11 protein-coding genes, 1 pseudogene and 1 riboswitch are annotated in these 11,327 nt (G+C 64.7%); of the genes and pseudogenes, 6 read left to right on the forward strand and 6 right to left on the reverse strand.

Annotated features, from left to right (window positions below; translation table 11 throughout):
• Window positions 1-2 precede the first annotated feature (2 nt).
• On the forward strand, window positions 3-1,373 hold the full coding sequence (locus B3T59_RS12535; protein WP_064866181.1) for an acyl-CoA dehydrogenase family protein: 1,371 nt from the start codon (window positions 3-5) through the stop codon (window positions 1,371-1,373).
• Between the two features lie 46 nt (window positions 1,374-1,419).
• Complete coding sequence (locus B3T59_RS12540) at window positions 1,420-2,643, forward strand: acyl-CoA dehydrogenase family protein (RefSeq protein ID WP_287003629.1); 1,224 nt, start codon at window positions 1,420-1,422, stop codon at window positions 2,641-2,643.
• Between the two features lie 98 nt (window positions 2,644-2,741).
• On the opposite strand, the gene B3T59_RS12545 is transcribed toward B3T59_RS12540, so the two are convergent.
• From B3T59_RS12545 to B3T59_RS12570, 6 genes are all read right to left on the reverse strand, one after another.
• Entirely contained in the window at window positions 2,742-3,299 is a 558-nt protein-coding gene (locus B3T59_RS12545; protein WP_082946555.1) for a universal stress protein, read from the reverse strand.
• 37 nt (window positions 3,300-3,336) lie between these two features.
• On the reverse strand, window positions 3,337-3,705 hold the full coding sequence (crcB, locus tag B3T59_RS12550; protein WP_064865870.1) for a fluoride efflux transporter CrcB: 369 nt from the start codon (window positions 3,703-3,705) through the stop codon (window positions 3,337-3,339).
• Complete coding sequence (gene crcB / locus B3T59_RS12555; protein ID WP_287003630.1) at window positions 3,702-4,205, reverse strand: fluoride efflux transporter CrcB; 504 nt, start codon at window positions 4,203-4,205, stop codon at window positions 3,702-3,704. The genes crcB (B3T59_RS12550) and crcB (B3T59_RS12555) overlap by 4 nt, the downstream gene beginning before the upstream one ends.
• Before the next feature lie 20 nt (window positions 4,206-4,225).
• A riboswitch (Fluoride riboswitch) is annotated at window positions 4,226-4,313 on the reverse strand.
• A gap of 47 nt (window positions 4,314-4,360) precedes the next feature.
• Complete coding sequence (locus B3T59_RS12560; protein WP_267626650.1) at window positions 4,361-6,379, reverse strand: propionyl-CoA synthetase; 2,019 nt, start codon at window positions 6,377-6,379, stop codon at window positions 4,361-4,363.
• On the reverse strand, window positions 6,282-6,530 hold the full coding sequence (locus tag B3T59_RS12565) for a DUF2630 family protein (RefSeq protein WP_064865876.1): 249 nt from the start codon (window positions 6,528-6,530) through the stop codon (window positions 6,282-6,284). Before B3T59_RS12565 ends, B3T59_RS12560 begins: the two co-directional genes overlap by 98 nt.
• A gap of 42 nt (window positions 6,531-6,572) precedes the next feature.
• Window positions 6,573-6,896 (reverse strand): histone-like nucleoid-structuring protein Lsr2, encoded by a 324-nt coding sequence (locus tag B3T59_RS12570; RefSeq protein ID WP_005203615.1) that lies wholly within the window; start codon window positions 6,894-6,896, stop codon window positions 6,573-6,575.
• A gap of 397 nt (window positions 6,897-7,293) precedes the next feature.
• Here B3T59_RS12570 and B3T59_RS12575 point away from each other — a divergent pair, with 397 nt between their 5' ends.
• The 4 genes and pseudogenes from B3T59_RS12575 to B3T59_RS12590 form a co-directional block, all read left to right on the forward strand.
• Window positions 7,294-8,013 (forward strand): GNAT family N-acetyltransferase, encoded by a 720-nt coding sequence (locus tag B3T59_RS12575; protein WP_005203618.1) that lies wholly within the window; start codon window positions 7,294-7,296, stop codon window positions 8,011-8,013.
• Between the two features lie 225 nt (window positions 8,014-8,238).
• On the forward strand, window positions 8,239-9,600 hold the full coding sequence (locus B3T59_RS12580; RefSeq protein ID WP_005203620.1) for a PLP-dependent cysteine synthase family protein: 1,362 nt from the start codon (window positions 8,239-8,241) through the stop codon (window positions 9,598-9,600).
• Window positions 9,601-9,676: 76 nt separating this feature from the next.
• Window positions 9,677-10,831, forward strand: a complete 1,155-nt coding sequence (locus B3T59_RS12585; RefSeq protein WP_287003632.1) for an ABC transporter substrate-binding protein — start codon at window positions 9,677-9,679, stop codon at window positions 10,829-10,831.
• 11 nt (window positions 10,832-10,842) lie between these two features.
• Window positions 10,843-11,327 (forward strand): annotated as a pseudogene (locus B3T59_RS12590) (ABC transporter permease); the annotation flags it as partial.

Genomic DNA, 11,327 nt, shown 5'->3' on the forward strand with positions numbered 1-11,327 from the left:
TCATGACGACTCACACCGAACCCCGCGACACCTCTGCGGTCGGCAAGAACCCGCACAAGCGCAATGCCATCGGCACCGCGATGCGTGTGCTCACGACGGTCACCGGCTCCGACTTCGCGGAGAAGTACCAGATCCGTGAGCCCATCAACCGGATCGCCTACCAGGCGACCAAGACCGGCTTCCAGACCCTTGGCGCAGCCAACCGCGCGTTCAAGAAGGTTCAGGGCGGCTCGGGTGGCGCGGCACGGTTGAGCACCACACCGAAGGACTACTTCAACCTCAACCCCGACGACGAGCAGCAGATGATCGCCGAGACGGTGAAGGAATTCGCCGAGGAGATCCTGCGCCCCGCGGCCTACGATGCCGACGCAGCCGCGAGCGCGCCCGAAGACATCCTCAAGCGCTCGGCCGAACTCGGCATCACGATGATCAACGTGCCCGAGCAGTTCGACGGCGCGGCGTCCGAGCGTGGCGTTGTCACCAACGCCCTGGTTGCCGAGGCAATGGCCTACGGCGACATGGGACTTGCCCTTCCTCTCCTCGCACCGAGCGGCGTCGCCACCACCCTCACCAACTTCGGTAGCGACAGCCAGCAGAAGACCTACCTGCCCGACTTCGCAGGCGAGAACGTGCCGCAGTCGTCCGTCGTCATCGCGGAGCCGCGCGCACTCTTCGACGCATTCTCGTTGCAAACCAAGGCAACTCGGGTACCGAGTGGCTACCGACTCAACGGCGTGAAGTCGTTCGTGCCCGCCGCGGGTTCGTCGGAGCTGTTCATCGTCGGAGCCCAGCTCGACGGCCAGCCCGCGCTGTTCATCGTCGAATCCGATTCCGAGGGACTGATCGTCGAAGCCGATCCGGGCATGGGTGTGCGCGCCGCGGGCATGGGTCGCCTGCTGCTGCAAGACGTCGCGGTCCCCGAGAGCGCGCTCCTCGGCGAAGAGACCGGCGAGGCAGCTCTCGCGGCCTACCGTGACGTCGTGCGTCTCTCGCGCCTCGGTTGGTCGGCGCTGGCCGCCGGAACCGGCAAGGCCGTCCTCGACTACGTGATCCCCTACGTCAACGAGCGTGAGGCATTCGGCGAGCCGATCTCCAACCGTCAGGCCGTCGCGTTCATGGTCGCCAACATCGCCACCGAGCTCGACGGTATCCGCCTGGTCACGCTGCGCGGCGCATCGCGGGCCGAGCAGGGTCTGTCGTTTGCCCGCGAATCGGCACTCGCACGCAAGCTGACCATCGACAAGGGCCTGCAGATCGGGCTCGACGGCGTGCAGTTGCTCGGCGGTCACGGCTTCACCAAGGAGCACCCGGTCGAGCGTTGGTACCGCGATCTGCGCGGCGCCGGCATCGGCGAGGGCATCGTCGTCCTCTGACGGCGACTGTCTTCCGACGACGAGACCGACCGAGAAAGCATCTGACATGGCAATCAATCTGGAACTCCCCCGGAAGCTGAACACCACGATCGACCAGGCCCACCAGGCCGCGGCCGAGATCTTCCGACCCATTTCGCGCAAGTACGACCTCGCCGAGCACTCCTACCCCGTCGAACTCGACACTCTCGCAAGCCTTTACGACGGCCTCGCCGAAACCGGCCAGGCCGGGGCGGGTGCCGACGGCGGGCGAAGCCAGCAGAAGAAGGCAAGGTCGACACCCGAAGGCGCGAATATCAACGGCGGTAACATGCAGTCGGTGATGAATGTCATCGAAACTTGTTGGGGCGACGTCGGTTTGACGTTGTCCATGCCCTATCAGGGACTGGGCAACTCGGCCATCGCTGCTGTCGCCACCGACGAGCAGCTCAAGCGCTACGGCAAGGTGTGGGCTGCCATGGCCATCACCGAGCCCAGCTTCGGCTCCGACTCGGCGGCGGTGACCGCCACCGCCGAACTCGACGGCGACGAGTATGTCATCAACGGCGAGAAGATCTTCGTGACCTCCGGTTCGCGCGCCACCCATATCGTCGTGTGGGCAAGCGTCGATCGCAGCCTGGGACGCGCTGCCATCAAGAGCTTCGTCGTGCCGCGTGAGCATCCCGGCGTCGAGGTGGTGCGACTCGAGCACAAGCTGGGCATCCGCGTCTCCGACACGGCGGTGATCCGCTTTGAGAACTGCCGCATCCCCAAGGAGAATCTGCTTGGCAGCCCCGAGGTGGATACCAAGAAGGGTTTCGGCGGGGTCATGCAGACCTTCGACAACACCCGCCCACTCGTCGCGGGCATGGCCGTCGGTGTTGCGCGTGCCGCACTCGAAGAGCTCCGTCGCATCCTCGAGGAGGCGGGCATCGAGATCGACTACGACAAGCCCGCCGAGAACCAGCATGCCGCCGCGGCCGAGTTCATCCGGATGGAGTCCGACTTCGAGGCTGCCTACCTGATGACGATCCGCGCCACGTGGATGGCCGACAACAAGGAACCCAACTCACTACAGGCGTCGATGGCCAAGGCCAAGGCTGGCCGCACCGTCACCGATGTCACCAACAAGGCCGTCGAACTGACTGGCACACTTGGATATTCGGAACGCCTGCTGCTCGAGAAATGGGCCCGCGACTCGAAGATCCTCGACATCTTCGAAGGCACCCAGCAGATCCAGCAGCTCATCATCGCTCGCCGCGTGCTCAACAAGGGCAGCGCGGAACTCAAGTGAGCGTCTGAGCGACCTCTACGGCGACGGCCCTGCGGCACCTCAAATGCCGCAGGGTCAATTCCATTCGAGGGGGATCGATACTCGACGGCGTCCGGACATCACGGCTCAGAAGGCAGCACGGGGAACATCGCGTCGATATCGGTGTCGGTGGGCACCATGAGCAGCGGCACCTTGCGTTTGCCGATGATCCGCTGTGCCACTGACTGCCCGAGCACCGAATCCACGTAGGACATGAATCCCCCACGGGGACTTCCGACCACCACCATCATCACGGCGTACCGGTCACTCACGGTTGTCAACAGATCTGCTGCCGAACCGTGCCCGCTGTGATATGTCCACGACGCCGGCACAGCGTTGAGGAGTTCCCGCGCTTCAAGCGCTGCCTCGTTGACCGTCGTGTCGAAGAGTTCATCCCAGTTCGGGGCATCCGGATCGAGCGGCTCGTCGTCGAGGTCGACTATGTGTACGACGTGCAGGTGAGCGTCTAGCCGCTGTGCCAGTCGTACCGCATACCGGAGGGCGACAACGCTGTCGGGATGCCTGTTCCACCCGATGACCAATGCCGCATGCGCGTCTTTCCGTGGGGCCGGTCCCGCTCGGTGACGCGCGAGCGGCCCCTTCTCGTCATACTGTCCGAAAGCTCTATGAGCTGTCATCGTTGACTCCTTGCGGTGAAGATGCCTCGGACGAGGCTTAGAACGCCCACACGAGCGCGAGCCCGAGCGAGCAGGCCGCGACAGCCGCAATCAGCGACCCGGCTGCGTTGGCCAGCGAGAGCCAGCCGCGTCTACGCTGCGCGAGCCGCACCGTCTCCACGCTGGCCGTGCTGAACGTGGTGTACCCACCACAGAATCCGGTTCCGATGATCGCTTGGAGCTCGCTCGGTGCCGAGTGGTAGATCACCAGCCCGGCAAGAATCCCCAGCAGGAGGGAGCCCGTCACGTTGATCACAAACGTCGCCCACGGGAAGGTCGTGGCTCGCCATTGTTTGATCGCGCCGTCGACAACAAATCGCGCCACCGACCCGAGCGCACCGGCTATCAGGATTGCGAGGATGGTCATGACCCCGCCCCGCCGCGATTCCCGACCACCAGACCCGCGATAGCGATACCTGCCCATGCACCGATCAGGCCGAGAACAATGCTGGAGACCCCGTATGCGAACGCCGTGCCGGGAGCGCCATGGTGGCCGAGCTGGGTGGTCTCGAGCGCAAAGGTCGAATACGTCGTGAATGCGCCACAGAATCCGGTACCAAGAAAGACCCGCAGATTTCGACGCCAACCGGAGTCCGAACCGAGCAGTGCGAGCACCTCCAGGATCGCACCGAGGATGAACGCGCCGGCGATGTTGATGCCGAACGTCGCCCAAGGCCACGATACCCCTCTGGTGGGAAACCATTCCTCGATCAGGTAGCGCAACCCGGTTCCACCGAGACCGCCGACGAACACCAGCCCCACAGCACTGAGACGCAGGTGAAGTGGTCGGGGTGCCGGAGTATCGGGGTCGATCTGAATCGAGTTCGCCTCGTCATCAACCGGCTCGGTGTGTTCAGCGCCCACCATGAAAGCTCCTTCCGTCACTATCGGAAACAGGAACTATCAGCCGCGAACGGCGGTTTGGGAACGACGTGTAGTTGCCGCACCCAGGCGAGATCCATCACCCTGGCACGCGTAAGTCTATACCGGACGTTGCGGCGCTTGAGGGCTAGGGACTGTGCTCAGCCACCGAGTTGCAGGGCCAGGCGAGCGAGCACGTCGGGATCCTCGATAGTCGACGGCACGGCGTACTGCTCGTGGTCGGCGATCTGACGCATGGTCTTGCGCAGTATCTTGCCCGAGCGCGTCTTCGGTAATGCGGGCACCACGGTCACGTCTCGGAACGAGGCCACAGCACCGATCTCGTTGCGCACCATGTCGATCAGCTCGGCCCGCAACGTCTCCGTTTCGATCTCAACACCGGACTTGAGTACCACATAGCCGCTCGGACGCTGCCCCTTGAGCTCGTCATGTATCCCGATTACCGCGCATTCCGCGACAGCGGGATGCGACGCGACAACCGCTTCAATACTGCCAGTGGACAAGCGATGCCCGGCGACGTTGATCACGTCGTCGGATCGTCCGAGGATGAAGATGTAGCCGTCATGGTCGATGTATCCGGAGTCGCCGGTCAGGTAGTAGCCGGGGAAGGCATTGAGATACGAACTCCGATAACGCTCTTCGTCGCCCCACAGTCCGGTCAGTGTGCCCGGCGGCAACGGCAGTGCGATCACGATATTGCCCTCGACGCCCGCATCGACGACGTTCCCCTCGGCGTCGACGACACCGACTCCGAAGCCCGGGACGGCGACGGTTGCCGACCCCGCCTTGACCGGCATCGGTTGCAGCCCACGCAGATTGGCCGCGATCGCCCAACCGGTCTCGGTCTGCCACCAATGGTCGATCACCGGCACACCGAGCACGTTCGACGACCAGGCGAGCGTGTCGGGGTCGAGCCGCTCACCGGCGACGAAGAGCGCGCGAAGTGACGAGATGTCGTACTGGTCAAGAAGTTTCGCGTCCGGGTCGGTCTTGCGGATCGCCCGGATCGCGGTCGGCGCGGTGAACAGCGCCTTGACCCGATGCTCGGCGATGACGCGCCAGAAGGCTCCCGCATCAGGTGTGCCAACCGGTTTGCCCTCGTACATCACCGTCGTCGCGCCGACGAGCAGCGGCGCGTAGACGATGTACGAGTGGCCGACAACCCACCCGACGTCCGACGCCGTCCACCAGATGTCGCCCGCACCGATGTCGTAGATGTTGGCCATCGACCAGGTCAGCGCGACAGCGTGCCCGCCGTTGTCGCGCACAACGCCTTTGGGCTTTCCCGTGGTGCCCGACGTGTAGAGGATGTAGAGCGGGTCGGTCGCCGCGACGTCGACGGGTTCGGTGAGACCGGCCGTCTCCATCTCGGCATCCCAGTCGAGCCAGTCGCGCCCTTCACCACTCGACGAGTCATAGTCGGCGGCGGAACCCGCCACCTGTGGGCGATCCTTCACGATGACCGTCGAGACAGCGCTGTCGGAGAGGTCGAGGGCGCTTGCCACCATCGGCAGATACTCGACGCTGCGTCCCGGCTCGAGGCCGCCCGATGCGGTCACGATCGCAACCGGCTCGGCGTCGTCGATGCGTGTGGCGAGTTCGGGGGCGGCAAAGCCGCCGAACACCACCGAATGCACTGCGCCGAGCCGCGCGCAGGCGAGCATAGCGATCGCTGCCTCGGGGATCATCGGCATGTAGATGATGACCCGGTCGCCGCGCGAGACACCCCGGCGGCGCAGCACGTCGGCGAATCGCGAGACCTCCACCAGCAGCTCGGCGTAGGTGTACTCGCGGATCTCGTCGACCACCGCGGAGTCCCAGATCAGTGCGAGACGGTCACCGTGTCCTGCGGCGACGTGCCGGTCCAGCGCGTTGTAACAGGTGTTCAGTCGACCGTCGGGAAACCAGCGGTAGATCGGCGCTGCCGAATCGTCGAGTGCCACGGTCGGCGGAACCGACCATTCGACGTCGGCTGCGGCCTGCAGCCAGAAGTTCTCCCTATCGTCGACGCTGCGCGCGAACGTGTCGTCGTAGCTCGCCATCGAACGCTCTTCTCGTCGCTCAGTCCAGGTACTTTTCGACGATGTCGGCCGGCCTGGTTGCCGCGGCGTCGGGGTCCTGGCCTGCGTCCCGTTTGGCCTGACGCTGCCGCAAGAGATCCCAGGCCTGATCGAGAGACACCTCGACCTGCGACAGGCGCGAGTTCTCCTCGTCGGGCGTGATGTCGCCGCGGCCCACCTTGGCGCGAAGTTCGTGCTCCTCGGCGATGAGGTCGTTGATGTGTTCGTGGATTTGCTTATCGGTCGCCATGACCCCCACGTTAGTCCCGACGATGCGACACGAGCCGCAAATTCAGACCGCGCACTCGAATGCCGACACGATCTCCGACGAGATGCGGCCGCGGTTGCTGATCTCGTAACCGTTCTCGCGTGCCCAGGCGCGGATCGCCTGCGTCCTGGGGTGCGCCCGCTTGGACGGGTGCCCGTTGCCCGAACCATCCGCAACGCGAGAAATTGCAAGATACTTCTGAAGCGATTGTGCGAATTCCTTCGCATGCGCAGGTGAGGTGTCGAACTCGTACTGTTTTCCGTTGAGACCGAAAACCACGGTCACCGCTTCGTCCAATTCAGAACCATCGAGATCGTCGACGAACCTGACTATCTTCTTTGTCGCCATTCCGGCGTCCCCTCCCTCGTCATCGCTGAAATCCGACAACCCCGGCAGCTATCCCAGCTGGCGCAATCAGCCCGTGATGAGCGTCACTGCACCAGCCCAGCGTGCCGTGTTCGCACACGCCACACTGCCGACCGCACGGTTCATCCCCCCGGACGGACTGTGCGCCGAGTTGCCCCAACAACTCACAGCGCACACATCGCTATCGAATCGACATGAGTATATCGAATCTCTGATTGAAGGTGCTCATCAACGCCGGATCGTCGAATTCACATAAAGACAAACCGTGCCGCTCGCGCCGCAAAGTGAAAATCGATGTGAGCCTAAGACTGCCACCATCGGCCACCCCGGTGTCTAGTAAATCGGGTGTCTACTTCTGCATCCACTGCCGGGAGGTGTGATGACAGCAATCTTTTCCGACGCGCGTGACACGGATCGAGTCCTCGACGACGCCGTCAACCAGTCACTCGCCCACGGCCATCGCCACTTCGCGGTCCGGAGCGGACGCATCGTGCGGTACCACCCGCTGGTGGCGGGCTTCATCGGCCATCCGCCCGACATCACGACCGAGGACTGGCACGATCTCACCCTGCTGGTGCCCGAGGGAGTCCAGTTCACCCTCCGTGATCTCACGCGGCCTCCCGAGGCAGGTTTCTCGGTCGTCGCTCGCCACGTCGCCGTCCAGATGACCGGCGAACACGTCGACCCGACCCTGCGGCTTTCCACCGGATCGCCGCGGATCGAGAAGCTGACACTCGACGACGTCCCCGAGATGCTCGCGCTGGTCGAGCTGACCCGGCCCGGACCCTTCCTTCGACGCACCATCGAGTTAGGCGGATACGTGGGCATCCGCCACGAGGGCGCATTGGTTGCCATGGCCGGTGAACGCCTCCGCCCACCGGGATGGTCGGAGATCAGTGCGGTCTGCGTCCACCCCGATCATCGCAACCGTGGATACGCCTCCGCACTGGTCCTCGCGGTCGCCGCGGGCGTCCGCGACGCCGGGCGCGTGCCATTCCTCCGCGCCAACGGACTGAACGAGAACGCAATACGACTCTACGAGTCCCTCGGGTTCCGCCACCGCAGAACGGTGACGCTGACCGCTCTTCGCGCACCCTGAGAAACACCAGAACCGCTCCGATTCCAAAGCTTCTCGCGCGCTTGATGATCGGGAAACATGACGTCGGCAGCAGCCACGATGCGCGGCTGCCAGGACATGTGACCGATGGGAGATGCTCGTGAGCTCTGCGGCGAGACCGGCTCTGCACGAGGATGATTCGCCGACGAACCGGGCGGGCAGCGGCGGAGTCTACGATTCGGTGATGCCATCGGCAACACACCGCTCGTGCGCCTGAACGCTCTGGCACGCAATGTCGCTCCCACCATTCTGCTCAAGCTCGAGTACCTCAATCCCGGTGGCAGCGTGAAGGATCGGGCAGCACGCGAGATGGTCCTCGCCGCCGAACGCTCCGGCGAGCTCAAACCGAACGGTGTCATCGTCGAGGGTACGTCCGGCAATACCGGAGTGGGACTTGCGATCATCGCCGCCGCGCGCGGGTACTCGATCATCGTGGTCGTCCCCGATAAGACCAGCGCCGAGAAGATCAGCCTTCTTCGCGGACTCGGAGCACGCGTCGTGGTGACACCTGGTGGTCGGCCGATCGGACATCCCGAGCACGTCCGATCAGTCGCTGAGCACATCGCGTCGACGACGCCGGGTGCGTGGCTCGCCGGCCAGTACGACAATCCCGCCAACCCCGCCGCGCACGCGCTGACCACGGGCCCTGAGATCTGGGGCCAAACCGACGGCGCCGTCACGCATTTCGTCGCAGGCGTCGGAACCGGGGGCACCATCACCGGAACCGGCGAGTTCCTCAAGCACGTTTCCGACGGCGCGGTCCGCGTGATCGCGCCCGACCCGCTGGGTTCCACCTACAGCGGGGGCGAAGGTCGAGCCTTCTACATCGAGTCCGTCGGCCACTACCGCCACCCCGACACAGTGGACGACGTCTGGCCCGAGTCGTTTCACCCCGACGTCGTCGACGAGTTCGTGCCGATCACCGACCGTGAAGCCATCGACACCGCGCGAGAACTCCTCCGTCATGAGGGGCTACTCGTCGGCGGTTCGGGTGCGCTCGCTGTCGCGGGCGCGCTACGGGTGGCGACGTCGCTGCGTCCCGACGACGTCGTGGTCGTCCTCATCCCCGACTCCGGACGCAACTACCTCTCGAAGTATTTCAACGACACCTGGGTCAGCCGTTGGGGATTCGGTGTGGCGAACTCGAGCGAGCAGCCAGCCGTGCGACGCCTGAGGCGGGCGTATCCAGGACTCCCGTCGAATGCCACCGTCGCGCAGGCGCGCGCGCTACTCGCCGACATTCCGTCCCTACCGGTACATCTGCCGCGCGCAGGCGATCAGGTGGTCGCGGCCGAGATCGTCGGCTCGGTCGACGCGTCGACACTCGTCGACGCCGACGACGACGCACATCTGTGCGAGTACCTGCTTCCCCCAACACATCTGGCGGGAATCGACGAGCCGATCGTCGACGTCGCCGCGCGTCTCGGCGCCGGCCGCTCCGGAAGTGACGGCCATTCCCTCGTCGTCCTCGTCGAGAACGGCTATGCGGTCGGCATCGCCACGGCCGCCGACATTGTTGCCGCAACACCCGACATCACCGTCGCCGGACTGGTGACGGAAACCACCTGAGCGAGTTGCGCTCCACTGCTCTGCTTCACCGCCCACTGTCCACAGCCCACAGTCCACACAACCCGGAGGTCCACCCATGTCCGACGATGCGCCCACTGACGCGACGCCCGCGAACAACCCAACAGCCGACAACCCCGAGTTGGTCGACGCGAACGTCGACATCGACAGCCGCACAACAGTGTCGCGTCGTCGACTCCTCGCCTTCGGCGCGGTCGGAGCGGGACTCGTCGCCGCAGGTGGCCTCGGCGCCTGGGGGTTGCTGCGCAGCGACGCCAACGCCGACAAGCCTGCCGACGGACTGACCGTCACCAAGTCGTGGGCAGGTAAGCAACTGACACTCACCTCCCCGAGCGGTGTGTGCGACGCCCCGCTCGTCATCGCCTACGAGAAGGGGTTCTTCAAGAACGCAGGCCTCGACGTCGTGCTCAAGAAGGCGGGCGACGACGAAGACCTGCCCGCCGCCGTCGGCTCGGGCAAATACATTGCGACAAACGGCATCTTCTTCAACTTCCTCGGACCCATCTACAACGGCACCCCGGTGAAGCTCTCGGGCGGTCTGCATCACGGATGCCTCGATCTCTATGCGCGCAACGACAATTCGATCCCGACGGTCGCGGCTTTGCGTGGCAAGAAGATCGGCGTGAGCGACCTCCAGGGGTCGGCCACCAACTTCTTCTCGCTCGATCTGCTCGACGCCGGAATCAACTCGAGCCCCGCGGCGAAAGAAGTGGAATGGGTTGTGATCCAACAAGATCTGCTACCCAAGGCCCTGCAGGACGGCAAGGTCGACGCGATCGCCACCGCGGGCGGGTTCCTTCCGATCATCCAGGGCGTGCACGACGGGTGGGCAAAAGAGCTGTCCAACAACGACACCATCAGCCGCAACTCCGCGTATCCGTGCTGCGCCGTCGCGCTCAACAACGACTTCGTGGCGGAGGACCCGGTGACGGCGAGCAAGCTGGTCAACGCGTGGGCGCAGGGGTCGAGGTGGGTGGGCTCGAATCTCGAGGAGACCGCGCACATCGAGTCCACGCGAAACTACGTTCCCGACAAGCCCGAGAACATCCTGCCGGTGCTGCGCACGCTGACCTTCGACCCCTCACCCCGCAACCTGCAGGAACAGCTCGAACCCGGCATCGCCAAGTTCATCAACACCGGATTCCTACCTAAGGAGACCAACTCCAAAGCACTCGCCGACCAGGTCTTCGTCGACCTCGGTCTCAACTTCTGACGGAGCGATCGGTGACCACCACAACCAACCGCGACGTGCCGCGCACAGAACCCGGTCTGCGGAGTCACGAGACTCCTGACACCACCGGCCACGTACACAACGCCGCCGAGCGCCCGACGGTGCAGGGCGCCGCCCGCATCCACGCCGCACTCGACAAGGTCACACACCCGGTTCGAGTCGATCCACTGCTCATCGCCTCCGGGATTCTCGCGTGGATCGCTTTCGCCGCAATCGTGGCGTTCGCTCCGCACAGTCCCCGACTCTCCCAGCGCGACATCACACTGATCGACCAGTCGTCGACCTTCGTCGCCGTCGTCGGACTCGTCATCGCGGCCGTCGCCGCTGCGACGTGGACCGTCAGTACCCGACCAGGAGCCCTCGGTGCACGCGCCTCACGCCGACTCTCGCACGGCGCCGCGTGGCTACTCGGCGCCGCACTCTGGGCGATCTTCTGGGAGGTCTCCACCGCAACGACGAGTCTGCTCAAACCCCCGTA

It is taken from the genome of Gordonia sp. UBA7860 (assembly GCF_002500165.1).
In the GTDB taxonomy this organism is placed as follows: domain Bacteria; phylum Actinomycetota; class Actinomycetes; order Mycobacteriales; family Mycobacteriaceae; genus Gordonia; species Gordonia sputi.

Excerpts from the sequence above, each read along its gene's own strand:
- B3T59_RS12535 (WP_064866181.1), top strand. The coding sequence starts at position 3 with ATGACGACTCACACCGAACCCCGCGACACCTCTGCGGTCGGCAAGAAC.
- B3T59_RS12565 (WP_064865876.1), bottom strand. The coding sequence starts at position 6,530 with ATGGCGACCGATAAGCAAATCCACGAACACATCAACGACCTCATCGCC.
- crcB (WP_064865870.1), bottom strand. The coding sequence starts at position 3,705 with ATGACCATCCTCGCAATCCTGATAGCCGGTGCGCTCGGGTCGGTGGCG.
- B3T59_RS12575 (WP_005203618.1), top strand. The coding sequence starts at position 7,294 with ATGACAGCAATCTTTTCCGACGCGCGTGACACGGATCGAGTCCTCGAC.
- B3T59_RS12540 (WP_287003629.1), top strand. The coding sequence starts at position 1,420 with ATGGCAATCAATCTGGAACTCCCCCGGAAGCTGAACACCACGATCGAC.
- crcB (WP_287003630.1), bottom strand. The coding sequence starts at position 4,205 with ATGGTGGGCGCTGAACACACCGAGCCGGTTGATGACGAGGCGAACTCG.
- B3T59_RS12585 (WP_287003632.1), top strand. The coding sequence starts at position 9,677 with ATGTCCGACGATGCGCCCACTGACGCGACGCCCGCGAACAACCCAACA.
- B3T59_RS12545 (WP_082946555.1), bottom strand. The coding sequence starts at position 3,299 with ATGACAGCTCATAGAGCTTTCGGACAGTATGACGAGAAGGGGCCGCTC.
- B3T59_RS12570 (WP_005203615.1), bottom strand. The coding sequence starts at position 6,896 with ATGGCGACAAAGAAGATAGTCAGGTTCGTCGACGATCTCGATGGTTCT.